The following is a 23,741-nucleotide window of genomic DNA, read 5'->3' on the forward strand; positions in this document are numbered from 1 at the left end:
AAAAAAAGTCCGAAACTATAAGATTTCGGACTTTATAGTTCAGTTTTATTGAATTATTCTTTGAATTCACCCATATTAGCGTATTTATCCATTCTTTGAGAAACTAAATCTTTTGTTGATAAGTCTTTCAATTCAGCATATGACTTAGAGATAAATTTTTCAACTGTTTTAAATGTTGTATCTCTATCGTAATGCGCTCCACCAAGTGGTTCTGGAATAATATCGTCGATTAATTTTTGTTTTTTCATGTCTTGAGCAGTCAATTTTAAAGCTTCTGCTGCTTGCTCTTTAAAATCCCAACTTCTCCATAAAATAGAAGAACAAGATTCTGGAGAAATTACTGAGTACCAAGTGTTTTCTAACATGAATACTTTATCACCTACACCAATTCCTAAAGCTCCACCAGAAGCTCCTTCTCCAACGATGATACAAATAATTGGCACTTGAAGACGACTCATTTCGAAAATATTACGAGCAATAGCTTCACCTTGTCCTCTTTCTTCAGCTTCTAAACCTGGATAAGCACCTGGAGTATCGATAAACGTTACTACTGGAATTCCAAATTTTTCAGCCATTTTCATTAAACGTAAAGCTTTTCGATATCCTTCAGGATTTGCCATACCGAAGTTACGGTACTGACGTGTTTTAGTATTGTAACCTTTTTGTTGACCAATAACCATAAACGATTGCCCGTCGATTTTACCTAAACCACCTACCATAGCTTTATCGTCTTTTACTCCTCTATCACCAAAAAGTTCTAAAAAAGTATCACCACATAAAGCACGGATATAATCCATAGTATAAGGACGATTTGGATGACGTGATAATTGAACACGTTGCCAAGCTGTAAGGTTCTTATATATACTTTTCTTAGTTTCTTCTAATTTTTTTTCGATTTGTTTACACGTATTGGTAACATCTACATCAGATTCTTGCCCAATAACCACACATTTATCTAATTGATCTTCAAGCTCTTTAATAGGCATTTCAAAATCTAAATATTCCATAGGTTTTAAATTTGGTTTGTGTTTGTTATTACAAAGATAAACTTTTCAGTTGAAAACAATTCTACGAATTAATTTTTAGTCTTTTCTTTTTTTCAACATTTTTAATAACACCATTCAAAATAACAGTAAGTAATATTATTGTTGCTCCAATGTAAAATTGCGGATTCATTTTCTCTTTTTCTTCAAAAATGAATAATGCTAAGATTATTCCATAAACAGGTTCTAAATTTATGGTTAACATAACAGTATATGGACTCAAATGTTTCATAACAGCAACTGAAGCGATAAAAGCATATGCCGTACAAACTGAAGCCAATATAAATAACCATCCAAAATCTTCCAAAGAAAGCATAAAAAAAGCTTTATCAAACTTAGAAGTTACAGCTAAAAAAAGTGATAAAAATAAAACTCCTCCTAACAATTCATAGAAAGAAATTGTTGATGCATTGTATTCTTTAGCAAATTTACCGTTAATCACTGAAAATAGCGCGGATAAAAAAGCTGATGAAAGTCCTAAAACAATTCCTAACCAATAATCGCCTTCTACTTTAAAAATAATATACAATCCACCAATTACAATTAACCCGAAGAGTACTTCGTACCAAATTACTTTTCTTTTAAAAAAAATAGGTTCTAATACTGAGGTAAAAAAAGCACCTGTAGACAAACAAGCTAATGTTATTGAAACATTTGATACTTTAATTGCTTTAAAAAAAGTAAGCCAATGTAAAGCGATAATTAAACCAGCGAAAAGCATTAATCCTTTAGTCGAATTTTTAAGTGAAAAATCTATCTTTTTAATCTTCATATATATGAAAATTAAAAGAACGGCAATAGACATTCTCCACCATACTAAAGGCAAAGCATCAAGAGAAATTAATGCTCCTAAAACCGCAGTAAATCCCCAAATAAATACAATTAAATGAAGAAGAAAATAACTTTTTAAATTATCGTTTTGCATTTCGCAACAAATAAAAGGCTAAAATTCCGAAAACAATATTAGGTAACCAAACGGCAAACAATGGAGAAATACTAGACTTCTCTGCCAATGTTCCAAAAACTTTATCAAAGAAAATAAAAACAAAAGCTATGCAAATTCCAATTGCTAAATTAATTCCCATTCCTCCTCTTCTTTTCATTGAAGATACTGCAACCGCAATAATCGTAAGAATAAATGCTGAAATAGGTAAACTAAACTTTTTGTACAAAACAACTAAATAGGTGTTTATATTTGAATTCCCTTTTTTTCGCTCTTTATCAATAAAGCTAATTAATTCACCAATAGTCATAGTTTCTGCGACATAAAAAACAGGTGTTAAATCATCGGGTTCAAAGTTATATTTTAGTATTTTTTTATCTGAACTTTCTAAAACATCGTTTAATTTACCAACTTTTCGCTTTTGATAGTTATAAAGGGTATATGACTTTGTTACTTCATTAAATTTAATTCTGTTTGCTTCTGTTTTTTCAACCAAAACATTATCTTCAAACTTTTCATGAACAAATTGAAAACCCGTTTTAGATAAATAATTATAACTATTTACATAGATAATTTCATTTTCACTTATTTGACGAAATATATCAGTAGTTTCCATTGTTTGACTATTACTTCGTCCTTTTAGGTTTTTGTATCTAAAATCATTAAACCCTTTACTAGCGCTTGGTACTAAATAAAAGCCCATTAATAGTGCAAAAATCGATACAACTGTAGCCCCAATAAAGTAAGGCCTTAAAAATCGATAAAAAGAAATTCCAGAACTTAAAATTGCAATAATTTCTGTATTATTTGCAAGTTTTGAAGTAAACCAAATAACCGATAAAAATAGAAATATTGGAAATAAAAGATTAGCAAAATAAACTGTAAAATCGATATAATAAATTACAATTTCAGAAAGAGGAACTTTTCGTTCAATCATTCGGTTTACTTTTTCAGATACGTCAATTACTATTCCAATAGGAATAAATAATATTAGCATTACTGAAAATGTAGCTAAATATCTTTTTAAAATATATTTATCAATTATTTTAAGCATTAATTATAATCTTTGGGCTAATTGTATTACCATTTTATCTTTCCATTCACGGAATGTACCCGCTAAAATTTGACGTCTTGCTTCACGAACCAACCATAAATAAAATCCTAAATTATGAATAGTTGCAATTTGTTTACCTAAATATTCGTTTGCAGCAAATAAGTGACGAAGATAAGCCTTAGAATATTCTAAATCAACGAAAGTGTGTCCCATTTCATCAATTGGAGAAAAATCAGCTTCCCATTTTTTATTTTTGATATTGATAATTCCGTTTGCAGTAAACAACATTCCGTTTCTAGCATTTCGTGTAGGCATTACACAATCGAACATATCAATTCCTAATGCTATATTTTCTAAAATGTTAACTGGAGTTCCCACTCCCATTAAATATCTAGGTTTATCTTCAGGTAAAATAGCTGTAACTACTTCCGTCATTGCGTACATTTCTTCAGCAGGTTCACCAACGGAAAGTCCGCCAATTGCATTTCCTGCAGCTCCTACGTTTGCAATATATTCCGCCGATTGTTGACGTAAATCTTTATATGTACTTCCTTGGACTATCGGAAATAAAGTTTGCTCATAACCATATTTGGCTGGTGTGTTATTAAAATGTGTAATACATCTATCTAACCAACGATGTGTCATATGCATAGAGCGTTTAGCATAACGATAATCACATGGATAAGGCGTACATTCGTCAAATGCCATAATTATATCAGCACCAATCGTACGTTGGATTTCCATTACATTTTCAGGTGAAAAAAAGTGATATGAACCATCAATATGTGATTTAAATTTAACACCTTCTTCTTTAATTTTTCTATTAGAAGATAATGAATAAACTTGATATCCTCCAGAATCGGTTAAGATATTACGATCCCAATTCATAAATTTATGTAATCCACCTACTTTTTCTAAAATATCAGTTTGTGGACGTAGGTATAAATGGTAGGTATTACCTAAGATAATATCTGGATTGATATCGTCTTTAAGTTCTCTTTGATGAACTCCTTTTACAGAAGCCACTGTTCCTACAGGCATAAAAATAGGTGTTTCAATTACACCATGATCAGTTGTAACAACACCAGCTCTTGCTTGACTTTTCGCGTCTTTCTTTAATAAATCAAACTTCATAAACAAAATTTACACGGCAAATATAAAGCAAATGAACCACTTGAAAGTATTTGGCAGAAAAATTTAGAATAGATTTAGTATTTATTTTGTGAATAAATATTACAAAACCTTAATAAGTTCCTGATAAAAGGTTTGTTGAAAGAAAAATTAAGATTTATTTTTGCAAAAATTTTAATTAAAATAAATGAAACCAAACACACAACAATTACAAGATTTAACCATTCAAGTAAGACGTGATATTTTACGAATGGTTCACGCCGTAAACTCAGGCCACCCTGGAGGATCACTAGGCTGTACCGAATTCTTAGTCGTATTATATCAGTATATGATGGAACGCAAACAAGGTTTTGACATGGACGGAATTGGTGAAGATTTATTCTTTTTATCGAACGGACATATCTCGCCAGTTTTTTATAGCGTTTTAGCAAGAAGTGGTTATTTCTCTGTTTCTGAACTAGCTACTTTTAGAAAAATAAACTCTCGTTTACAAGGTCACCCTACAACTCACGAAGGTTTACCAGGAATTAGAATGGCTTCAGGTTCACTAGGACAAGGAATGAGTGTGGCTATTGGTGCTGCTTTAACTAAAAAATTAAATGGTGATAATCATTTAGTTTACAGTTTACATGGAGATGGTGAGTTACAAGAAGGACAAATTTGGGAAGCTGCTATGTATGCTTCTGCAAAAAAAGTAGACAATTATATTGCAACTGTTGATTATAATGGACAACAAATTGATGGTTCTACTGAAGAAGTTCTTTCATTAGGAAATCTTAAGGCAAAATTTGAAGCTTTTGGTTGGGATGTTTTAGAAGTTAAAGAAGGAAATAGTATTGATGCAATTATTGCAGGCATGACGGATGCTAAATTAAGAACTGGAAAAGGAAAACCAGTTTGCGTTCTATTGTATACTGAAATGGGTAATGGTGTTGATTTTATGATGCACACACACGCTTGGCATGGTAAAGCTCCGAGTGATGAGCAATTAGCAAACGCATTATCTCAAAACCCAGAAACTTTAGGTGATTATTAATTCAACACACAACTCAACAATGAAAAAATACGAAAATACAGGCAGTAAAGATACTCGTTCAGGATTTGGAGCTGGTTTAACAGAACTAGGTCAAAAGAACGAAAATGTAGTAGCACTTTGTGCTGATTTAATTGGTTCACTTAAAATGGATGATTTCAAGAAGAATCACCCTGAGCGTTTCTTCCAAGTAGGTATCGCCGAAGCAAATATGATTGGTATTGCTGCAGGTATGACCATTGGTGGAAAAATTCCATTTACAGGAACTTTTGCTAACTTTTCCACAGGACGTGTTTATGATCAAATTCGTCAATCGGTAGCCTATTCTGATAAAAATGTAAAAATTTGTGCATCTCACGCAGGTTTAACATTAGGTGAAGATGGTGCTACACACCAAATTTTAGAAGATATTGGTTTAATGAAGATGTTACCTGGAATGGTAGTTATTAATCCATGCGATTATAACCAAACTAAAGCTGCTACAATGGCTATTGCTGACCATCATGGACCAGTTTATTTACGTTTTGGTCGTCCAAGTGTTCCAAACTTCACTCCTGAAAATGGTGAATTTGTAATTGGTAAAGCCGTTATGCTAAACGAAGGAACTGATGTTACTATTATTGCAACAGGTCACTTAGTTTGGGAAGCATTAGTTGCTGCTGAAAAATTAGAAGAAAAAGGAATTTCTGCCGAAGTAATAAACATTCATACAATTAAACCTTTAGATGAAGAGGCAATTTTAAAATCAGTTGGTAAAACAGGTTGTGTCGTTACTGCTGAAGAGCACAACATACTAGGAGGTTTAGGTGAAAGCGTTTCAAGAACATTGATTACAAACAATCCAGTTCCTCAAGAATTTGTTGGCGTAAATGATAGTTTTGGTGAAAGTGGAACTCCAGCTCAATTAATGGAAAAATATGGTTTAAATGCTGATTCTATTATTAAAGCTGCTGAAAAAGCAATATCAAGAAAATAATTCAATTATTTAAATAATAAAAAAGCCTGAACAAATGTTCAGGCTTTTTTATTATTTTTAAATTACTTGTAACAAATTAAAATTTCATTCGTCTCAACTATAACAATCCAAACCAAATGAAACAACAGGAGTTTATAAATATAATTTCTCCTTTTAAAGACAAACTTTTTCGTTTAGCAAAAAGAATGCTTGTAAGTACAGAAGAAGCTGAAGATGCTACACAAGAAGTTTTAATTCGATTGTGGAACAGAAATGATAATTTAAAATCATACAATAGTGTAGAAGCACTAGCAGTGACAATGACAAAAAATTATTGTTTAGACCAATTAAAATCGAAAAGGGCATCAAATTTGCAAATTGTTCATAATAATTATAGTGACAATAAAGCAAGTGTTGAACGCGAAGTTGAAGGAAGAGACAGTTGGAATTGGGTCGAAAAAATAATAAATGAATTACCCGAACAGCAACGTCTAATCATTCAAATGAGAGATATAGAAGAATACGAATACGAAGAAATTGCAAAAGCACTCGACATGCAAGAAACAGCAGTAAGAGTAGCTTTATCAAGAGCAAGAAAAACAATTAGAGAACAATTAACAGCAAAACATAATTATGGAATCAAGACAAATTGAAATATTGCTGGAAAAATATTTTGAAGGTGAAACATCAATTCAAGAAGAGAGAGAATTAAAGGCCTATTTTTCTTCTACTGAAGTAGCTCCGCATTTAGAGAGTTACACGCCAATGTTTACTAACTTTCAAAAACAAAAGGAATTACAGTTTACTAAAGCCCTACCACTACAACCTAGAAAACAAAATCATGTAAAATGGATAGGTGTTGCTGCAAGTCTTGTAGCTCTTTTTGGAACACTTTTATATTTTAACAACAATGTGACTACAAATCAGGATTTAGGAACTTTTTCTAACCCAGAAGAAGCATTTATAGAAACTCAAAAAGCATTAAATATGGTTTCTACAGAAGTTAACAAAGGAGTTAAAAGCATAGAAGTTTTAAACGAGTACGAACAAACCAAAAAAACAATTTTTAAATAATAAACAAAATGAAAAATTTAATTTTAAGCATAGCATTTTTATTTTCTGCGTCTTTTACTTTCGCACAATCAGTTTTTGATAAATTTGAAGATAAGGACGATGTTACTACTGTAATCGTAAACAAGAAAATGTTTGAAATGATGAGTAAAGTAAAAGTTGACACTCAAGATAAAGAAGTACAACAATACATGAACTTATTAAAGAAACTTGAGAATTTAAAAGTCTTTACTACAGAAAATACAAAAGTAGCTTCTGATATGAAAAGTACTGTAACTAGTTATTTAAAATCTAATCCATTAGAAGAATTAATGAGAATTAATGACGATGGTAAAAAAGTAAATATTTACATTAAATCGGGAGCTTCAGAAAATATTGTAAAAGAACTTTTAATGTTCATTGATACTCCATCTTCAAAAGACAATCAAGCTGTTGTGTTATCACTCACAGGCAACTTCAACTTAGATGAAATTTCAGCTTTAACTGAAAAAATGAGCTTACCAGGTGGAGCTGAGTTAAAAAAAGCTTCTAAAGGAAAGAAATAAAGTATGAAGAAAGTAGTTTTAATATTAGTTGGTTTGTTAGCATTTAGTTGTTCTAACAAGCCAACTTTACAAAAATATTTTGTTGAAAATTCAGAATCAACTGATTTTATCGCTTTAGATTTAGCTCCAAGTATAATTAATACTGAAAAAATTACTTTATCTGATTCAGAAAAAGAAGCACTAAACTCTTTTGAAAAATTAAATGTTTTAGCATTTCAAAAAGATTCAATTAGTGATGAAAAATACAATACTGAAAAAGAAAAAGTAAAAACCATTTTAAAAGACGAACAATATGAACAATTAATGCGTTTTGGAAGTTCAAAAAATGGAGGTTCCGTTTATCTTGTTGGCGAAGAAGATAAAATAGATGAATTTGTTCTTTTTGCAACAGGAGACGATCAAGGTTTTGTAGTAGCCAGAGTTTTAGGCGATAATATGAATCCTAGTAACATTATTAATTTAATGGAAGTACTTAGAAAATCAGAATTAGATTTAGCGCAATTAAAGCCTTTACAAGACGCTTTAGGCAAAAAATAAGGTTAGTTATTAAAAATAAAAAAAGCCGCACATTTGAGCGGCTTTTTTTGTGACCATGATGGGATTCGAACCCATACGTCTTACGACACCACCCCCTCAAGATGGCGAGTCTACCAATTCCTCCACATGGCCAAAATAGATGTAAACAAAAAAAGCTATCCAGAAATGGATAACTTTTTATTGTGACCTGGCTGGGGCTCGAACCCAGGACCCCATCATTAAAAGTGATGTGCTCTACCAACTGAGCTACCAAGTCGATACGTTCAATATTTTTTCAAAATTTGTGACCTGGCTGGGGCTCGAACCCAGGACCCCATCATTAAAAGTGATGTGCTCTACCAACTGAGCTACCAAGTCATTACATTATTTCCTTGAACGCGGGTGCAAATATAAGACCTTAAATTTATTTTACAATGGTTTTTTCTTATAAATTTGTCTTTTTTTTTACCTTTAAACCTTAATTGCTTTATTTATAGCAATTTACTCAAAATATGAAAATTATATTAGCTGGCTACATGGGCTCTGGGAAGTCTACCATTGGAAAAATTCTTTCAAATTTTGTAAGAATTCCCTTTTATGATTTAGATGAAATTATTGAAAAAACTGAAAAAAAATCCATTAAATCTATCTTTAATGATAAAGGTGAAATCTATTTTAGAAAGTTAGAAAGTCAAATTTTCAATCAATTTATTTCTGAAAATGATAATTTCATTTTAGCACTTGGTGGCGGAACTCCGTGTTATGCAAACAATCATTTAATATTGCAAAATGATGATATAAATTCATTCTATTTAAAAGCCAATGTAAACACTTTAACAGAACGACTAATTTTAGAAAAAGAAAATCGTCCATTAATTAGCAATTTTAACAAAGAGGAATTAAATGACTATATTAGAAAACATCTTTTCGATAGAAATCATTATTACTTACAAAGCAAAAATATTATTACGATAGATAATAAATCTATTGAAGAAATTAAAAATGAAATTTTAGCAATTCTATTCTAAGTAAGCATAATTATCATTTTCTTCAAAAACAACCTGAACATGTTCGTGTAAAGAAGTAGATAAAGAAATACCTTTAAAATCTGCTTTTACAGGATATTTTTTATGATTTCTATCTACAAGTACCGCCGTTTTAAATTTCTTTAAAGGAACATCTAGAAAATGTTTTACTCCATAAATTAAAGTAGTTCCTGAATTTAAAACATCATCTACTAAAACCAAACCTTTATTTTGGTAATCGTTTTTAGAAATTGAAGTAGTAATTTCCTTTTGAGGATTTTGTTTATCAATATGCACTTCGCAAAGTGTAATTTTTAAATCAGAGATTTTTGAAAGTTCATTAGCTAACTTTTCAGCAAATAGGAATCCGTTTTTTGCAATTCCAGCGATAATGATTTCATTTTCATCTACAAAAGTCTCATAAATTTGATAACTAATACGAGTTACTTTTTGTTGAATTTCTTCTCTATTTAAAATGATGTTGTGCATGTTGTGTTCTTATTTTTTTTCAAAGATAAAAAAGAGTTCTCTTCCTTCTCTAGGTTTTATTGAATTATATGCTCTTTCTAAAACTTTTAAATTAAATTTTTCTGTAAACAGTTCAATATATTCTTCCTTGCATCCTCCAAAAGGTGGACCAACTTCTGTCAATTCAAAATCAAATAATAAACCGAATATTTTACCTTTTTTACTTAAAAGTGAATACATTTTATCAACATACTTACTTCGCAAATTGGGTTCAAGAGCACAAAAGAAAGTTTGTTCGATAATTAAATCAAATTCATTATTTAGTTCAAAGAAATCACTTTGGATAAAATTATTTTTAAATTCAGGATTTCTTGATGCTAAATTTTCTAATGGTTGTTTTGCGATATCAACTACCCATACATTTTTAAAACCATTAGAAATTAGGTAATCGAACTCGTAACCATTACCAGCACCGGGTATTAAAATTTTTAAATCTTTATTTTCAATTTGATCAATATATTCCTTTAAAGGAATTGTTATTTCACCAACATCCCAACCAATTTCATTAGAAATGTATCTATTTTCCCAAAAATCTTTATTCAAATTCGCCATAACTACCTTCCTCGGTATAATCGTCAATATCCCTTCTATCTTTCTTTGTAGGTCTTCCTGTTCCTTTTGCCCTGTAATGCTCTTTTGATAATTTTAATAATTCTAAATGTTCAAAAGCTTCAAGCGGTGTTGTATCTTTTCTATAGATATCTACAAGTTTTGCACCTATTCTACTTTGAGGAATATCTAAAACCGTTAATTCATAATTAATTTGGTCTTTTCGCAACACAATTTTATCTGTAGCATATACTTCTCGAGACGCTTTTGCAACTTGACCATTCACCGAAACATGTCCTTTTTTAATAGCATCAGCAGCCAAACCTCTCGTTTTAAAATATCGGACACACCACAAAAACTTATCTACACGCATAGAAAAACAAAAAACAATGTTAATATGAATACAAAAATACAGGAAAATTGTATCTTGCGCTAAATTTAATGAAAATGAAAAGATATCAATTTTTTATTGCTATAGTAAGTTTAGTTATTATTACTGTTAGTTGTCAAAAAGAAGATCGAGTTACTGCTCCACCAGCAAGACCTTATGCAGAAGTTTATCCAGAAGACTTAGAAAAAATTGAAGAGTTTTTAGATACACATTATGTAGTTGTTGATTCGGATTATAATACAAATTTTTTTGAAATCGAAGAAGGTGGTACAGAAACACCAATATCTGCAATGCCTGAGTTAGAGTTCAGAAATTTATATGTAGAAGCTCATGATGTTGAATACAAAATTTATTTTTTAAATTTAAGACAAGGTATTGGTGAAAGTGTTACTCGTGTAGATTCTGCGATGGTTGCCTACAAAGGTTTTTCTTTCCAAAAAGCTACAAACACTGAAGTCGTTGCAGGAGAAACTGTAACTACAGAATATACTGCTCAAATATTTTTTGATGAAAGGATTTCACCAATTTGGTTTCAATTAGAAGATGTAATTAGAGGATGGGGAGCAATAATTCCTAAATTCAATACTGGAACAATTACTAATAACCCTGATGGTTCAGTTAACTATAATGATTTTGGAGCAGGTGTGATGTTTTTGCCTTCAGCTTTAGGATATTACAATTCTGCAACAGGAAACATCCCTTCTTATGCACCACTTGTATTTAATTTTAAGTTATATAATCAAAAATCAAGAGACCATGACTTTGATAGAATTTTATCAAAATATGAATATGGTGACAATACAGATATTGAAACTTTTGAAATAGAAGCAAATGATACTGATGGTGATGGACTACCTGATTATTTAGACCCAGATGATGATGGAGATGGTTTTTTAACAAAATCAGAAATTAGATATGAGTCTTCACCTGGAATTTATAGCTATTATGATTTTTCTTCAATTCCAACTTGTAGTGGAGGAACTCTTAAAAAGCATTTAGATCCAGCTTGTAATTAATATTAAAAATCCCAATCTTTCGATTGGGATTTTTTTTAGATAACAATTTAAAAAGTTAAGTTTAAACCTAATTTATAGTTTCTACCTCGTGCATTATATCCAATTGTTTCTTGAAAATATTCATTAAAAATATTTGTAATTGAAGTAAAGACTGAGAGTCTACTTTTAATTAGTTGATAATTTAGATTTGCATTAAAAATTGAACACGAATCTAACTCCACATTTTCAGTGGTAAAAGTGAAAGAATCAAAATAAGCATCATTTCGTTCCGATAAATACTGGTAATCTAAAGACACATTAAACCTATCGCTAGCATTATATTGTAAATTTACATTTACCTTGTGTTTTGGAATATATCTACTAAATTGTTCTTCAACTTGTGTAAAAGTATAATTAGCTTTTGAAATAATTTTTTCAGTAATATCAAGAGTTATGTTGGTTTCAATACCTTTTGCATTAATTTCATTATCGAAATTATCGTAATAAGACATCCAAGTAGTAGTATCCGTAAAAAAGTCTACTTTATTTTGTTCTTGTCTATAAAAACCAACCGCATTTAAAATAATTTTTTTGTTTAACAGTGATGCTTCAAATCCAAATTCAGCAGTAGCATTTTCTTCAGGTTTAAGTTCTTCATTACCATAAGGCCCAAACAATTGATATAAACTTGGAGTTATATAAGCCGTACTATATGATACTAAAACTTTTAATGGAATGTTCTTAAAATTGTAACTCGGATTTACATTATAAACAAAATGACTTCCATAATCGCTATGATTATTTAATCGTCCTCCGATATTTACATTAAATCCATTCTTAGAATTATAAATTAATGTTGCATAAGGATCAAATATATTGAATTTAGCCATTTCATTATTTAGATCAGTATATGCATCTATTTGTTCCATATCGAAATATTGAACTTGCAAACCAGTAACAACATAAAAGTCCTTAGAAATATTGTACTTATTAACTACATCTAAATTTGCATTTCTTGAAGAATAATTATAATTATCTATTCCACCAGCCCAAGTATTCGTTAAAAAAACTTCTCTTTCAATAGTTCCTCCGTTTAGATTTAAATTAAACTCACCGTTTTTATATTTATAAATCGATTGTAATCCTAATCTAAATTGCTCAGAAAAACTTTTATTATTCAAATCATCACTTGATGTTAATGGACCTGAATAACTATTATCAAAAGTATTTCTAATTGCATCATAATTCCCAAATAAATTAAAACTCAATTTGTCATTCCATTGAAAACCTAACTTTTGTAAGACATTTATTCTTGAGAACATATCCTCTTCGTAGTCTTCACCTTCTGCTTCAGAAAAACCTTTGGTTTCAGTACTATTTAAAGAAGTTAAATAACTAAACTTTTTAATTTTTCCATTTACAGAAAAACCTTGAGAAAACGAATTTAAATCTATATCTTTTTTTTCACTATCATTCTGTGTTCCTACATTCCAATAAGCATTACCACTAATGTTCTTTTCTACTGAATTCTTTAAAGTAATATTAATAACACCAGTTGCAGCACCTGTTCCATACAAAACACTTGATGAGCCTTTTAAAACCTCAATTTTTTCAATTTGCTCTACTGGAATCAATCGTAAATCGTATTCTAAATTAATTCCAGATGCATCTACAACAGGAACTCCATCAATATAAATTGCAACTTGACGGTTTCTACCTCCGCGAATGTAAACACCTTGATTTTTGCTATTCGCAGATTGATTTCCATTAATTTCAATTCCAGCAACTTGACTTAAAATTGAACTTAAATTTTGTCCTTGTTTTGCCTTTAAATCTTCAGCAGTAATAACATCAATAATTTTTCCAGATTTTTCCTTTGATTGTTCAAATTTAGTGTCGGAAACCACTACTTCGTTTAACTCATGTATTTGTAATGAGTCTTTTTCTTGTGCAAAAGATAGCACACCAGTAAGCATAAAAAAAACGCTTACCTTAATAAACTTTTGGTTCATTTAGGTTAATTAAAAATTTTAATAATTTGGGAGAAAAGCATAGTTTACCCATACTCAAACTTTTTTTCCCGAAAGTTTGTTACTCTATTGAATTAGGCAGGTCTCCTGGCTTGCGTCTTGTTGTTTGCCTTCTCATTCGTTAAAACGAACAATGGCTAGAAGATAACAACAAGCTTTATAGCTTACAGTTGCGGGTACAGCTCAAGTTTTTCACTTGATTCCCTTTTAATGAAGTGTAAAAAAATACACCTCAACCATAATTCAGGTGCAAATATAATAGAAGTTAGAAGATTTAATTTATTTTTTCTTATTCATTTTTCGCCAAAGCCAAATAAATCCAATTATAAAATGTGCTATAACAATTGTGGCAACAGCTGCCATAAATTCTGGACTATCTTTCATCTTTAAAAATTTTAGGCAAAAGTAACATTTCTTACAAAAACAATAGTAGCTTTTGTTACTAATGACATTTACTCTATTTTTGCTAAAAATATTTTTATGCGCTGGTTGGTTTTAATCTTACTTACTTTACTTACTATTTCATGCAATGAATCTAAGTCTAATCATGAAAAAGGAGCTAATGGAAAAGAACTAATTTCTAACGCAAAAGGTTTATCAATTAAAGATTTTGATACTTTTAAATTGGTAACAGTTACAAATACATTTCCTGAAGCAACAGAAAATTACACTTACGTTTTACATAAAAAGGGGAATAAACTTCCTGATAGTTTGTCTAAATACACTTCTATCGAGATTCCAATTCAAAAAGTAATTGTTACTTCCACAACACATATTCCATCACTTGAAATGCTTGGAGTTGAAAACTCATTAAAGGCATTTCCAAACACCAATTATGTATCATCAGAAAAAACACGTATTTTAATTGAAAATGGAAATGTTCGAGAAATTGGCAACAACCAATCGTTAAACACTGAAATCATTTTAGACATTCAACCTGATGTAATTGTTGGCTTTAGTGTTGATGGTGATATGAAAACCTATAAGAACCTTGAAAGAAATGGTCAAAAAATTATTTTAAATAGTGATTGGACTGAAAAAACACCTTTAGGAAAAGCGGAATGGATTAAGTTTTTTGGAGCTTTATATGACAAAAACGAACAGGCAGATTCAATTTTCAATAAAATTAAAACTGATTATTTAGAAGCGGTTAAATTAGCTAAAAACACATCTTATTCCCCAACAATTATGGCTGGGAGCATTTATGAAGACCAATGGTTTTTACCTCAAGGCGATAGTTGGGCTGCTTACTTTTTAATAGAAGCTAATGGAGATTATTTATGGAAAGATTCTAAAGGAACTGGAAGCTTAGCATTATCTTTCGAATCTGTTCTAGATAAAGCTAAAGATGCTGATTTTTGGATTGGTCCTGGACAATTTACAAGTATTGAACAAATACTCACTTCTAATCCAAATTATAAATATTTTAAAGCGGTTCAAAATAAAAATGTATATTCCTTTAGTTCTAAAAAAGGAAAAACTGGCGGCGTAATTTATTATGAATTAGCACCAAACAGACCTGATTTAGTAGTTAAAGATTTAATAAAAATATTACACCCAAACGTATTACCTGAGTACCAATTATATTTTTTTGAAAAATTAAATTAATGATTAATTCATTCCAACATAAAATATTGTTTTCCATTTTAATTATTCTAATGGTAACATTATTTATTTTCAATATCAGCCTAGGTTCAGTTACTATACCTACAAATGAAATTATTAAAGGGTTAATTGGGCAAAGAATGGAAAAGGAAAGTTGGGAAATCATTCTTTTTCAATTTCGTTTTCCTAAAGCCATTACTGCTGTTTTTGTAGGTTTTGGTTTATCAATTAGTGGTCTGTTAATGCAAACTTTATTTAGAAATCCTTTAGCGGGCCCTTATGTTCTAGGTTTAAGTTCAGGAGCTAGTTTAGGTGTTGCGTTTGTTATTTTAGGTTCAACATTATTACCTGCTACAATTGCCACATTTTTCTTATCAAGTTATGGATTAACTTTAGCTTCAGCTCTTGGAAGCTTTACGGTTTTAAGCGCTGTCTTGATTGTTGCAAAAAGATTAAAAGATACCATGGCAATTTTAATCGTTGGATTAATGTTCAGTAGTTTTACTAGTGCAATTGTTTCCATATTATCTTATTTTTCAACTGCAGAACAATTACAAAAATATACTTTTTGGTCACTTGGTAGCATAAGTAATTTATCGTGGAAAGAAGTTGTTATTTTAATTTTTTTAGTAAGTTTTGGAATTCTATTAAGCATCCTAGTTATTAAACCATTAAATGCACTTTTATTAGGAGAACGCTATGCAAAAAGTATCGGTGTGAACTTTAAAAAAACAAGATTCATTATCATAATTGCAACAAGTGTTTTAGCAGGAAGTATTACAGCTTTAGTAGGCCCAATAGCATTTATTGGTCTAGCGATACCCCATATGGCTAAATTATTTTTTAAAACTAGCAATCACAGTATTTTATTATTCGGCACTTTACTTTTAGGTGGGATTTTAATGCTTATATGTGATAGTATTGCACAACTACCGGGTAGTGATTTAACTTTACCTATAAATGCTATAACTTCAATTTTTGGAGCACCTATAATAATTTGGCTTTTAGTTAGAAAACGTAAAATTCAACTGTAATGAGCAAAACAATTTTACATACAAAAAATTTAACTATAGGTTATACTAAAGGAAAACAAAAAACGGTTGTTCAGACGAATGTTAGTTTAACTTTGAATAGCGGTAAATTAATAGCGTTAATTGGAAAAAACGGAATTGGGAAATCTACATTTCTAAAAACTATTACTGGGATTATTCCACCACTTGATGGAGAAGTTGAATTAAACAACAAAAATATTTTAAGTTTTGAAACCAATGCTTTAGCACAAGAATTAAGTTTAGTTTTAACTGAAGCACTTCCATCTAGTGATTTAACGGTTTATGAAATTGTTGCATTAGGCAGGCAACCTTACACCAATTGGTTAGGAATTTTAACCGATGAAGATAAAGCTAAAATTAATGAAGCAATTGCTTTAACCGAAATTGGAAACTTTATTCATAAGAAACACTATGAAATTAGTGACGGGCAATTGCAAAAAGTAATGATTGCAAGAGCTTTAGCTCAAGACACATCATTAATTATTCTAGACGAGCCTACAACCCATTTAGATTTAGTTCATAAAGTTACTTTATTAAAGTTATTACAAAAGCTAACACACGAGACTAATAAAACCATAATTTATTCTACACACGATTTAGATTTAGCTATTCAAATGGCTGATGATATGATAATATTTACTGAAGACGCAATTTTTAACGACCAACCATGTAGCCTAATTAGTAATGGAGTTTTTGACAAAATATTTCAAAATGAAAATATAATTTTCGATCCAACAATCGGGAAATTTAAAGTAACATAAATTAATAGAACTATTTTTATTATTAATTTTACGAAAACACTAAACATGAAAAAGCTATCTTATTTATTATTTTTTATGACCTTTTTTGTAAACGCACAACTAATCAAGACAACGTATCACGACGGTAATCAAAAATTAGAAGGATTCTTCGTGAAGTCTAAAATTAAAAATCCAAAAAATATTGGTGTTTTAGTTCTTCCTGCTTGGATGGGAATTGATGAACACGCTAAAGAAGTTGCTGAAGATCTATCTAAATTAGGTTATCATGCATTTGTTGCTGATATTTATGGCGTAGACAAACGACCAAACAATACTTCAGAAGCTGGTGAAATAGCAGGATACTTCAAAACCAATTATTCTGAATACCAAAGACGAATTCAATTGGCATTAGACGAATTAATAAAACATGGTGCGAACAAAGACGAGATTGCAGTTATTGGATATTGTTTTGGAGGAACTGGAGCTTTAGAAGCTGCAAGAGGAAATTTAAACGTAAAAGGTGTCGTTTCATTTCATGGTGGTTTAGGTACAGATATTTCAAGAACTCCAGAAAAAATAAATTGTAAAGTACTTGTTTTACACGGTGCTGATGACCCTTACGTTCCACAAAAACACATTTTAGAATTTCAAGAAGAAATGAGAAATTCAAAAGCCGATTGGCAAATGGTTTATTATGCCAATGCTGTGCATGCGTTTACTCATAAAGATTTAGATACCGATAATAGTAAAGGAGCTGCCTACAATGAATTAGCTGACAGAAGAAGTTGGATTGCAATGAAAGAATTTTTTAACGAAATTTTTAAATAAAAAATTAAAAACCCTTTCGATTTGAAAGGGTTTTCTGTTTATAAGTCAAAAGCATTAACCTCTTTTACTACACCAGCTTTTAGTCCTTCTAAATGTATATTTCCAATTCGAATACGAACCAAACGTAATGTGGGAAAACCAACAGCAGCAGTCATTTTACGTACTTGACGAAATTTACCTTCTGTTACTGTTATGGAAACCCAACTGGTTGGTCCGTGACGTCTATCACGAATTCTTCTGCCTTCACCTATATAATCTGGTAATTCTATAATACGCTTAGCATCACAAGGTTTTGTTACATAACGTATACCTTTAAAACCAATTTCAACTCCATTTTGCAATTGCTCTATGGCTTCATCCGTTATTAAACCGTCGACTTGTGCATAATATTCTTTTTCAATAGTTTTAGCTCGAACTATTTCACTCATCATTCCATCGGTTGTTAACAGCAACAAACCTTCCGAATCTTCATCTAATCGACCAATTGCCATCGTTCCTCCCGGAAAAGAAAACAATTCACCTAACAAACGTTTGTTTCGCTTCTTTTCGTAAATAAACTGACTTAAAAAGCCATGCGGTTTGTGCATTACAAAATGTTGGTGATTCATCGCTCGATTTTGAACAATAATACGTTTTTCAATTACCAAATTAAAATTTAGACTTTTGGTTTTGAAGGTTCTATTTTAGAAAAATCAATGTCAGTTACAAAAAATTCTTTTGGTAAAAATTTTTCAGACATTTTTTGGCCAAAATGGTTGAACCAAGTTACCTTTAATAATTCTTTTGGTAATATCTTTTTTGGCTCTCCATCATGATAAAAAAGATCTTTTTGCTCTTCTAACTTATAACCAGAAACAATAAAATCAGGTGTTTGAAAAGTATTATTTATGGTTTCACTTCTTGAATCAAATGATTTTCTTTGTTCAAGCTTTTTAGTTTTAAATTGTACAACTTGACAATAATTATACACATTGAGTTTTTTATAATTTAAAACTTCGTCTAATAAATCTTCCTCTGATTCAATTTTATCATTAGGAATTCTATAAAACTTTAAAGAACTTTCTTTAATAATTTTTTTATTATTTTCATCTATTACAATACAAGCATTTAAAAATGATTCATAAACAAAAATTTCATTAAATTCACTTTTATTACCATTAAAATAAACGCAACAGTATTTAATTAAATCAGCTACTTTATAATCTTTACCTAAATCTTCATGATAAATCTTTTTTTTCTTAGAGTCTTCAAAATGTATTTCTTTAACCAACATTAAAGGAGGAACTTGAGCAGGAAACTCAAGTATCATTTGATAATTTCTAGTTAAAAGAGGATGACTCTTCAGTGTAACAATATCTCCTATATTAAATTTATTACTCATATCATTTTTAAACTTATTATTTACGAAAATATAAAAAATATTTAATATTTTTACACAAAGCAAAGAAGTTCTTTAGTTATTTAAATAAAAACATTTGTTGAGTTATTGTATTTCTGATTAAGAATTAGAAATCACTTAATCAAACCTTAAATATCTTAAGGGTTAATAAATATGTAGATTAAGAAAAGTGAAATTTTCTTTAAATAAACAAATAAATATCGATATTTCTAAGTTTATTAAAAGAAAGGATAGTATAATTTGAGCAATCCTGCCCAGTTTGAGGGAATTCCCTCCAACTTTATTGATTTTCTCAAACAGCTGTAAAGCTGAAATAATTATATTTATCATCTGTATTAAGTTTTCTAACAAAGGTACGTAATGAATCAACGGGAGTCGAGAATTCGGCTAATGACTCAACCTAAAAAGGTGTAAGTTTTTATTTCATAAAAATCCGTGCGAGAACTTCTATTGCTTTTAACATTTAAAATGAAAAAACAAAAAGATTGGTTTAAGGATAGAGGATACCCTCATTTTACAAATAAAACTCCAATTTCTAAAAAAAAAGAAATTAAGAGTTATATAAATGATAAATCAAAAATTACTAAACATTCATTTTCTCCATTAATTTTTAAAGAAATAAAACAGAGAAGGTACAAACTTTCAGATTTTAATGGAGAATTAAAGAGATCTCACAAGAAAATAGACAAAAGAGGTAATATTATATCAAATACAAAGATTAGAGAAATAATGTATGCTACGCATATTGATGCACATATTTATTCTTATTACACACATAAAATCATTGGCCCTAAATATGAAAACTATCTAAATAAAAATAAAGATTTTTCAAATTGTATTTCTGCCTATAGACAAATTTTAACGGAAGATGGAATTAAATACAAAAACAATGTTCATTTTGCTAAGGATGTGTTTGATGAAATTAAAAAAAGAAAAAATTGTGTTGTTTTAGCTTTTGATATTGAGAATTTCTTTCCTTCTCTAAATCATAAATTATTAAAATTAATATGGTCTGAAATACTTGGAACAAAATCATTACCAAAAGACCATTATAATATTTTTAAATCTGCTACACTTTTTTCTTATGTAAAACTGAAAGATTTAAAAGTCAAACAAAAACATTTTGATGAAAAGAAATTAAGTCATTTAAAAAAACTTGGAAAACATACTTTTTACGATGATATAAAAGAACTTATAGAATCAGATATAGTTATTCATAAAAATCAAAAAAAGAAAGACGGAAAAATCATAGGTATTCCACAAGGTTTACCTATTAGTGCTCTTTTAGCCAACATGTATATGTTGCCTTTTGACAAAGCTGTTTATGGTGAATTATGTACAAAATCAAACATATTTTATAGAAGATACTCAGACGATATTATTGTAATTTGTGAAGAAAATCAAACCGAATTCGTTGAATCTTATATCTTAGATAGAATTAAAGACATTAAACTTGTCATATCAAAAGAAAAGACTGAAAAAACAATATTTAAAGAAAGCAACAATAAAATTGAATGTTTTAATTTCAAAAAAGATTCAATTAAAAAAAACATACCTTTAACTTATCTCGGTTTTGAATTTTACGGCGATAAAATTTTAGTTAAATCTAAAAACCTTGCCAATTTTTATAGGGAAATGAAGCAAGCTGTAAGAAGAAAATCTAAAAGAGTTGAAAAAATAAAGGAAAAATATCTTTTAGATGAGGCTCCTATTTTTAAAAGAAAAATTTATAGACTTTATTCTTATAAAGGAGTAAAAAAAAGATTTTTGAAAACTAAAAAAGTAGAATATATAAATGGTGCCCAAAAAGTTCAAGATATAAACAAAAAATTTAGGGGTAATTATATAAAATATATCTATAAGGCATCTGAAGAACTTGAAGCTCCAGAAATTAAAAAACAAATCAAAAACCATTGGAAAATTCTTCAAAAAACTTTAAAAAAATATAATTTTTCAAATGTTAAAAAGGAATCTTAACTTTACAATAAATTTAAAAAAATGAACACAGCCATTATAATCATTGTAGCATTTATTATTGCTCTTGGAATAGGATTTTATCTTGGAAAAATATTATCACAGGCAAACTCAAAATCTACAACTTCTAGTTTAGAAGAGCGTATTAATGGTTTGTTGAACCAAATAGATCAGCTAAAACAACAGTTTCAACAAGATAAAAATCAGTTGGAAAAGAGTTTAGAAAACTTATCTATTGAAAAAGATACGCTTCAAAAAGAAAAAGAAAGTTTAGCCATTCATCTAGCCAAAAAGGAAAATGACTTCGATAATTTATTGGAACGAAACAAAGAACAAAAACAAGAATTAACTGAAGTTCAAGAAAAATTTACTAAAGAATTTGAGCTTTTGGCAAATAAAATATTAGAAGAAAAAACTACTAAATTCACCGAACAAAACAAAGAAAACATGAAAACCATCCTGAATCCACTTCAGGAAAAAATTCAATTGTTTGAGAAAAAAGTAGAAGATACACACAAAGAAAGTATTGACTATCATGCTGCGCTTCGCCAACAAATTTTAGGACTGAAGGAAATGAACGAGCAAATGAGTAAAGAAACCATTAACCTAACCAAAGCATTAAAAGGAGACAGTAAAATGCAAGGAAATTGGGGCGAATTGGTATTAGAACGCGTTTTGGAAAAATCGGGCTTAGAAAAAGGTCGTGAATATGAAGTGCAACAAAGTTTTACAACCGAAGATGGCAATCGTATAATGCCAGATGTTATCATCAATTTACCCGATGGTAAGAAAATGGTTATCGACTCTAAAGTTTCGTTAACCGCTTATGAACGTTATGTAAATGAAGACGATGACACTTTAAAAGCTAATTTTCTAAAAGAACATGTTAGTTCGATTAAAAGACATGTTGAACAATTAGGTGACAAAAACTATCAGGATATTTATCACATGGAAAGTCCAGATTTTGTTTTATTATTTATCCCAATTGAACCAGCTTTTGCAATTGCTTTACAAGAAGACAATACGCTATACAACAAGGCTTTTGAAAAGAATATTGTGATTGTAACTCCTTCTACCCTTTTGGCTACACTTCGTACAATTGATAGTATGTGGACCAACCAAAAGCAACAAGAAAATGCAATTGAAATTGCCCGACAGGCTGGAGCATTATATGACAAATTTGAAGGTTTTGTTCAAGATTTGATCAAAATTGGTAAAAAAATGGACGAAGCCAAAAGCGAATATGGTAGTGCTATGAATAAATTAGTTGAAGGGAAAGGAAACTTAGTTACTAGTGTTGAAAAGCTAAAGAAAATGGGAGCTAAAGCTAAAAAAGCCTTACCAGAAAATATTTTGAAACGTGCAACCGAAAATGAAGAGTTTTTAGAAGAAAATAAATAATTGTTAGTATGGCAAAGCTTAAGAAATTTTTACTTTTTACAGTTCTATTCCTATTCTTAGGATTTATAGGTTATTATAGTTTTGTTTATTATGTTCCTTACAGCGAAGGTGTTCGCTCAGGTGAATTAATAAAAATTAGTAATAAAGGTTATATCATAAAAACTTGGGAAGGAGAAATAAGTCAAGGAATTTCTGGAGCACAAATTTTTAGTTTTTCGGTTGAAGGTAAAAATCAAGAAATCATCAATCAGTTGAAAGACTACCAAGGTATGTATGTAAAAGTTGAATATGTTGAACGTTATCGTACATTTTTTTGGTGGGGAGATACTCGTTATTTTATAACTAAAGTAGAAAGGGAAAATTCTCCACATTTTAATATCAATACTTATGATGAAAAGTAAAACTGTAGCTGCTTCAAAAATTATATTATCTGAATTAATGTTACCTTCCCATTCTAACTTTAGTGGGAAAATTCACGGTGGTTATCTTTTAAAATTAATGGATCAAATTGCTTTTGCTTCAGCTTCTAAATATTCAGGTTGTTATTGTGTTACAGCTTCAGTTGATACAGTCGATTTTTTAAATCCTGTTGAAGTTGGCGAATTAGTTACATTAAAAGCTTCAGTAAATTATGTTGGAAACAGTTCTATGGTAGTGGGAATTCGTGTTGATTCTGAAAATATTCAAACGGGTGTAAAAAAACATTGCAACTCAAGTTACTTCACAATGGTTGCTAAAAATGAATCCGGTAACAACACAAAAGTTCCAACCCTAGAAATTAAAAGTCTGGAAGAAGTAAGACGATTTTTCGATGCAGTTAGAAAAATAAATCAAAAGAAAAAGCTAAAAACCCTTGAAGAAAAATTTGATCATACTTCAGAAGAGTCTTTAGCTTCTTTAAAAAATTACAATGTAATTTTAGATTTATAATTT

The 23,741-nt window shown here is 29.8% G+C and carries 26 protein-coding genes, 3 tRNA genes and 1 riboswitch; of the genes, 16 read left to right on the top strand and 13 right to left on the bottom strand.

Translation table 11 applies throughout. The features are described 5' to 3' along the window. Positions 1 to 53 precede the first annotated feature (53 nt). The 4 genes from KK2020170_RS12685 to tgt all read right to left on the bottom strand — a co-directional run bounded on the left by KK2020170_RS12685 (position 54) and on the right by tgt (position 4,174). The gene (locus KK2020170_RS12685; RefSeq protein ID WP_221258689.1) at positions 54 to 1,007 is read right to left on the bottom strand and encodes an acetyl-CoA carboxylase carboxyltransferase subunit alpha; all 954 of its coding nucleotides are present in this window, start codon (positions 1,005 to 1,007) and stop codon (positions 54 to 56) included. 61 nt (positions 1,008 to 1,068) lie between these two features. After that, complete coding sequence (locus tag KK2020170_RS12690; RefSeq protein WP_221258690.1) at positions 1,069 to 1,968, bottom strand: DMT family transporter; 900 nt, start codon at positions 1,966 to 1,968, stop codon at positions 1,069 to 1,071. Continuing rightward, positions 1,955 to 3,040 carry an LptF/LptG family permease gene (locus tag KK2020170_RS12695; RefSeq protein WP_221258691.1) on the bottom strand — a complete coding sequence of 362 codons (1,086 nt, stop codon included), beginning with the start codon at positions 3,038 to 3,040 and terminating at the stop codon, positions 1,955 to 1,957. The genes KK2020170_RS12690 and KK2020170_RS12695 overlap by 14 nt, the downstream gene beginning before the upstream one ends. A 3-nt stretch (positions 3,041 to 3,043) precedes the next feature. Beyond that, positions 3,044 to 4,174 carry a tRNA guanosine(34) transglycosylase Tgt gene (gene tgt, locus KK2020170_RS12700; RefSeq protein ID WP_221258692.1) on the bottom strand — a complete coding sequence of 377 codons (1,131 nt, stop codon included), beginning with the start codon at positions 4,172 to 4,174 and terminating at the stop codon, positions 3,044 to 3,046. Between the two features lie 184 nt (positions 4,175 to 4,358). Here tgt and KK2020170_RS12705 point away from each other — a divergent pair, with 184 nt between their 5' ends. The 6 genes from KK2020170_RS12705 (at position 4,359) to KK2020170_RS12730 (ending at position 8,312) form a co-directional block, all read left to right on the top strand. Further along, positions 4,359 to 5,207, top strand: coding sequence for a transketolase (locus tag KK2020170_RS12705; RefSeq protein ID WP_221258693.1), 849 nt, complete (start codon positions 4,359 to 4,361; stop codon positions 5,205 to 5,207). Positions 5,208 to 5,226: 19 nt separating this feature from the next. Further along, entirely contained in the window at positions 5,227 to 6,180 is a 954-nt protein-coding gene (locus tag KK2020170_RS12710; RefSeq protein WP_221258694.1) for a transketolase family protein, read from the top strand. A 116-nt stretch (positions 6,181 to 6,296) separates the two neighbouring features. Further along, positions 6,297 to 6,812, top strand: a complete 516-nt coding sequence (locus KK2020170_RS12715) for an RNA polymerase sigma factor (protein ID WP_221258695.1) — start codon at positions 6,297 to 6,299, stop codon at positions 6,810 to 6,812. Then, on the top strand, positions 6,793 to 7,233 hold the full coding sequence (locus tag KK2020170_RS12720; RefSeq protein ID WP_221258696.1) for an anti-sigma factor: 441 nt from the start codon (positions 6,793 to 6,795) through the stop codon (positions 7,231 to 7,233). The genes KK2020170_RS12715 and KK2020170_RS12720 overlap by 20 nt, the downstream gene beginning before the upstream one ends. Positions 7,234 to 7,241: 8 nt before the next feature. After that, positions 7,242 to 7,775, top strand: a complete 534-nt coding sequence (locus KK2020170_RS12725) for a DUF4252 domain-containing protein (RefSeq protein ID WP_221258697.1) — start codon at positions 7,242 to 7,244, stop codon at positions 7,773 to 7,775. A 3-nt stretch (positions 7,776 to 7,778) separates the two neighbouring features. Next, on the top strand, positions 7,779 to 8,312 hold the full coding sequence (locus KK2020170_RS12730; protein WP_221258698.1) for a DUF4252 domain-containing protein: 534 nt from the start codon (positions 7,779 to 7,781) through the stop codon (positions 8,310 to 8,312). A 50-nt stretch (positions 8,313 to 8,362) separates the two neighbouring features. Here the strand turns inward: KK2020170_RS12730 and KK2020170_RS12735 are convergent. From KK2020170_RS12735 to KK2020170_RS12745, 3 genes are all read right to left on the bottom strand, one after another. After that, positions 8,363 to 8,444, bottom strand: a tRNA-Leu gene (locus tag KK2020170_RS12735). Positions 8,445 to 8,495: 51 nt separating this feature from the next. Beyond that, positions 8,496 to 8,568, bottom strand: a tRNA-Lys gene (locus tag KK2020170_RS12740). A gap of 28 nt (positions 8,569 to 8,596) precedes the next feature. Then, a tRNA-Lys gene (locus KK2020170_RS12745) sits at positions 8,597 to 8,669 on the bottom strand. A 134-nt stretch (positions 8,670 to 8,803) separates the two neighbouring features. On the opposite strand from KK2020170_RS12745, the gene KK2020170_RS12750 reads away from it, so the two are divergent. Continuing rightward, on the top strand, positions 8,804 to 9,319 hold the full coding sequence (locus KK2020170_RS12750; RefSeq protein ID WP_255567318.1) for a shikimate kinase: 516 nt from the start codon (positions 8,804 to 8,806) through the stop codon (positions 9,317 to 9,319). Here the strand turns inward: KK2020170_RS12750 and KK2020170_RS12755 are convergent. The 3 genes from KK2020170_RS12755 to KK2020170_RS12765 are packed head-to-tail and all read right to left on the bottom strand — an operon-like array spanning position 9,311 to position 10,766. Then, entirely contained in the window at positions 9,311 to 9,805 is a 495-nt protein-coding gene (locus KK2020170_RS12755; RefSeq protein ID WP_221258699.1) for a phosphoribosyltransferase family protein, read from the bottom strand. The two genes, KK2020170_RS12750 and KK2020170_RS12755, sit on opposite strands and share 9 nt — an antisense overlap. A 9-nt stretch (positions 9,806 to 9,814) precedes the next feature. Further along, the gene (locus tag KK2020170_RS12760; protein WP_221258700.1) at positions 9,815 to 10,396 is read right to left on the bottom strand and encodes a methyltransferase domain-containing protein; all 582 of its coding nucleotides are present in this window, start codon (positions 10,394 to 10,396) and stop codon (positions 9,815 to 9,817) included. Continuing rightward, entirely contained in the window at positions 10,380 to 10,766 is a 387-nt protein-coding gene (locus KK2020170_RS12765) for an RNA-binding S4 domain-containing protein (protein ID WP_221258701.1), read from the bottom strand. Before KK2020170_RS12765 ends, KK2020170_RS12760 begins: the two co-directional genes overlap by 17 nt. Positions 10,767 to 10,840: 74 nt before the next feature. Here KK2020170_RS12765 and KK2020170_RS12770 point away from each other — a divergent pair, with 74 nt between their 5' ends. Next, positions 10,841 to 11,800 (top strand): FKBP-type peptidyl-prolyl cis-trans isomerase, encoded by a 960-nt coding sequence (locus KK2020170_RS12770; protein WP_221258702.1) that lies wholly within the window; start codon positions 10,841 to 10,843, stop codon positions 11,798 to 11,800. 47 nt (positions 11,801 to 11,847) lie between these two features. Here the strand turns inward: KK2020170_RS12770 and KK2020170_RS12775 are convergent, their stop codons facing one another. Continuing rightward, complete coding sequence (locus KK2020170_RS12775; RefSeq protein ID WP_221258703.1) at positions 11,848 to 13,791, bottom strand: TonB-dependent receptor plug domain-containing protein; 1,944 nt, start codon at positions 13,789 to 13,791, stop codon at positions 11,848 to 11,850. Between the two features lie 78 nt (positions 13,792 to 13,869). Continuing rightward, positions 13,870 to 14,066, bottom strand: a riboswitch (cobalamin riboswitch). A gap of 223 nt (positions 14,067 to 14,289) precedes the next feature. Here KK2020170_RS12775 and KK2020170_RS12780 point away from each other — a divergent pair. From KK2020170_RS12780 to KK2020170_RS12795, 4 genes are read left to right on the top strand one after another with little or no spacing between them, the layout of a single operon-like run. Further along, positions 14,290 to 15,417, top strand: coding sequence for an ABC transporter substrate-binding protein (locus KK2020170_RS12780; RefSeq protein ID WP_221258704.1), 1,128 nt, complete (start codon positions 14,290 to 14,292; stop codon positions 15,415 to 15,417). Then, a complete protein-coding gene (locus tag KK2020170_RS12785) occupies positions 15,417 to 16,448 on the top strand; it encodes an iron ABC transporter permease (protein WP_221258705.1) in 1,032 nt (343 codons plus the stop codon). Before KK2020170_RS12780 ends, KK2020170_RS12785 begins: the two co-directional genes overlap by 1 nt. Continuing rightward, complete coding sequence (locus KK2020170_RS12790; protein WP_221258706.1) at positions 16,448 to 17,227, top strand: ABC transporter ATP-binding protein; 780 nt, start codon at positions 16,448 to 16,450, stop codon at positions 17,225 to 17,227. Before KK2020170_RS12785 ends, KK2020170_RS12790 begins: the two co-directional genes overlap by 1 nt. A 45-nt stretch (positions 17,228 to 17,272) precedes the next feature. Next, entirely contained in the window at positions 17,273 to 18,034 is a 762-nt protein-coding gene (locus KK2020170_RS12795) for a dienelactone hydrolase family protein (RefSeq protein WP_221258707.1), read from the top strand. A gap of 38 nt (positions 18,035 to 18,072) precedes the next feature. Here the strand turns inward: KK2020170_RS12795 and KK2020170_RS12800 are convergent, their stop codons facing one another. Both KK2020170_RS12800 and KK2020170_RS12805 read right to left on the bottom strand, forming a co-directional pair. Next, positions 18,073 to 18,642: a pseudouridine synthase gene (locus tag KK2020170_RS12800; protein WP_221258708.1), complete on the bottom strand. Its 570-nt coding sequence runs from the start codon at positions 18,640 to 18,642 to the stop codon at positions 18,073 to 18,075. A 47-nt stretch (positions 18,643 to 18,689) separates the two neighbouring features. Next, positions 18,690 to 19,415 (bottom strand): hypothetical protein, encoded by a 726-nt coding sequence (locus KK2020170_RS12805; protein ID WP_221258709.1) that lies wholly within the window; start codon positions 19,413 to 19,415, stop codon positions 18,690 to 18,692. Between the two features lie 486 nt (positions 19,416 to 19,901). Here KK2020170_RS12805 and KK2020170_RS12810 point away from each other — a divergent pair, with 486 nt between their 5' ends. Genes KK2020170_RS12810 through KK2020170_RS12825 form a run of 4 tightly spaced genes read left to right on the top strand, consistent with a single transcriptional unit; the run spans position 19,902 to position 23,738 of the window. After that, positions 19,902 to 21,410, top strand: a complete 1,509-nt coding sequence (locus tag KK2020170_RS12810) for a reverse transcriptase domain-containing protein (RefSeq protein ID WP_221258710.1) — start codon at positions 19,902 to 19,904, stop codon at positions 21,408 to 21,410. A 21-nt stretch (positions 21,411 to 21,431) separates the two neighbouring features. Then, on the top strand, positions 21,432 to 22,808 hold the full coding sequence (locus tag KK2020170_RS12815) for a DNA recombination protein RmuC (protein ID WP_221258711.1): 1,377 nt from the start codon (positions 21,432 to 21,434) through the stop codon (positions 22,806 to 22,808). A gap of 8 nt (positions 22,809 to 22,816) precedes the next feature. Next, a complete protein-coding gene (locus tag KK2020170_RS12820) occupies positions 22,817 to 23,209 on the top strand; it encodes a 6-phosphogluconate dehydrogenase (protein WP_255567319.1) in 393 nt (130 codons plus the stop codon). Then, positions 23,196 to 23,738: an acyl-CoA thioesterase gene (locus tag KK2020170_RS12825; protein WP_221258712.1), complete on the top strand. Its 543-nt coding sequence runs from the start codon at positions 23,196 to 23,198 to the stop codon at positions 23,736 to 23,738. The genes KK2020170_RS12820 and KK2020170_RS12825 overlap by 14 nt, the downstream gene beginning before the upstream one ends. The last annotated feature ends 3 nt before the right edge of the window (positions 23,739 to 23,741 follow it).

Source organism: Flavobacterium okayamense, from assembly GCF_019702945.1.
Classification (GTDB): Bacteria; Bacteroidota; Bacteroidia; order Flavobacteriales; family Flavobacteriaceae; genus Flavobacterium; species Flavobacterium okayamense.

What these genes read in the sequence shown, in the direction of transcription:
- KK2020170_RS12685 (WP_221258689.1), bottom strand. Translation starts at nt 1,007, where the DNA reads ATGGAATATTTAGATTTTGAAATGCCTATTAAAGAGCTTGAAGATCAA.
- KK2020170_RS12690 (WP_221258690.1), bottom strand. Translation starts at nt 1,968, where the DNA reads ATGCAAAACGATAATTTAAAAAGTTATTTTCTTCTTCATTTAATTGTA.
- KK2020170_RS12695 (WP_221258691.1), bottom strand. Translation starts at nt 3,040, where the DNA reads ATGCTTAAAATAATTGATAAATATATTTTAAAAAGATATTTAGCTACA.
- tgt (WP_221258692.1), bottom strand. Translation starts at nt 4,174, where the DNA reads ATGAAGTTTGATTTATTAAAGAAAGACGCGAAAAGTCAAGCAAGAGCT.
- KK2020170_RS12705 (WP_221258693.1), top strand. Translation starts at nt 4,359, where the DNA reads ATGAAACCAAACACACAACAATTACAAGATTTAACCATTCAAGTAAGA.
- KK2020170_RS12710 (WP_221258694.1), top strand. Translation starts at nt 5,227, where the DNA reads ATGAAAAAATACGAAAATACAGGCAGTAAAGATACTCGTTCAGGATTT.
- KK2020170_RS12715 (WP_221258695.1), top strand. Translation starts at nt 6,297, where the DNA reads ATGAAACAACAGGAGTTTATAAATATAATTTCTCCTTTTAAAGACAAA.
- KK2020170_RS12720 (WP_221258696.1), top strand. Translation starts at nt 6,793, where the DNA reads ATGGAATCAAGACAAATTGAAATATTGCTGGAAAAATATTTTGAAGGT.
- KK2020170_RS12725 (WP_221258697.1), top strand. Translation starts at nt 7,242, where the DNA reads ATGAAAAATTTAATTTTAAGCATAGCATTTTTATTTTCTGCGTCTTTT.
- KK2020170_RS12730 (WP_221258698.1), top strand. Translation starts at nt 7,779, where the DNA reads ATGAAGAAAGTAGTTTTAATATTAGTTGGTTTGTTAGCATTTAGTTGT.
- KK2020170_RS12750 (WP_255567318.1), top strand. Translation starts at nt 8,804, where the DNA reads ATGAAAATTATATTAGCTGGCTACATGGGCTCTGGGAAGTCTACCATT.
- KK2020170_RS12755 (WP_221258699.1), bottom strand. Translation starts at nt 9,805, where the DNA reads ATGCACAACATCATTTTAAATAGAGAAGAAATTCAACAAAAAGTAACT.
- KK2020170_RS12760 (WP_221258700.1), bottom strand. Translation starts at nt 10,396, where the DNA reads ATGGCGAATTTGAATAAAGATTTTTGGGAAAATAGATACATTTCTAAT.
- KK2020170_RS12765 (WP_221258701.1), bottom strand. Translation starts at nt 10,766, where the DNA reads ATGCGTGTAGATAAGTTTTTGTGGTGTGTCCGATATTTTAAAACGAGA.
- KK2020170_RS12770 (WP_221258702.1), top strand. Translation starts at nt 10,841, where the DNA reads ATGAAAAGATATCAATTTTTTATTGCTATAGTAAGTTTAGTTATTATT.
- KK2020170_RS12775 (WP_221258703.1), bottom strand. Translation starts at nt 13,791, where the DNA reads ATGAACCAAAAGTTTATTAAGGTAAGCGTTTTTTTTATGCTTACTGGT.
- KK2020170_RS12780 (WP_221258704.1), top strand. Translation starts at nt 14,290, where the DNA reads ATGCGCTGGTTGGTTTTAATCTTACTTACTTTACTTACTATTTCATGC.
- KK2020170_RS12785 (WP_221258705.1), top strand. Translation starts at nt 15,417, where the DNA reads ATGATTAATTCATTCCAACATAAAATATTGTTTTCCATTTTAATTATT.
- KK2020170_RS12790 (WP_221258706.1), top strand. Translation starts at nt 16,448, where the DNA reads ATGAGCAAAACAATTTTACATACAAAAAATTTAACTATAGGTTATACT.
- KK2020170_RS12795 (WP_221258707.1), top strand. Translation starts at nt 17,273, where the DNA reads ATGAAAAAGCTATCTTATTTATTATTTTTTATGACCTTTTTTGTAAAC.
- KK2020170_RS12800 (WP_221258708.1), bottom strand. Translation starts at nt 18,642, where the DNA reads ATGAATCACCAACATTTTGTAATGCACAAACCGCATGGCTTTTTAAGT.
- KK2020170_RS12805 (WP_221258709.1), bottom strand. Translation starts at nt 19,415, where the DNA reads ATGAGTAATAAATTTAATATAGGAGATATTGTTACACTGAAGAGTCAT.
- KK2020170_RS12810 (WP_221258710.1), top strand. Translation starts at nt 19,902, where the DNA reads ATGAAAAAACAAAAAGATTGGTTTAAGGATAGAGGATACCCTCATTTT.
- KK2020170_RS12815 (WP_221258711.1), top strand. Translation starts at nt 21,432, where the DNA reads ATGAACACAGCCATTATAATCATTGTAGCATTTATTATTGCTCTTGGA.
- KK2020170_RS12820 (WP_255567319.1), top strand. Translation starts at nt 22,817, where the DNA reads ATGGCAAAGCTTAAGAAATTTTTACTTTTTACAGTTCTATTCCTATTC.
- KK2020170_RS12825 (WP_221258712.1), top strand. Translation starts at nt 23,196, where the DNA reads ATGATGAAAAGTAAAACTGTAGCTGCTTCAAAAATTATATTATCTGAA.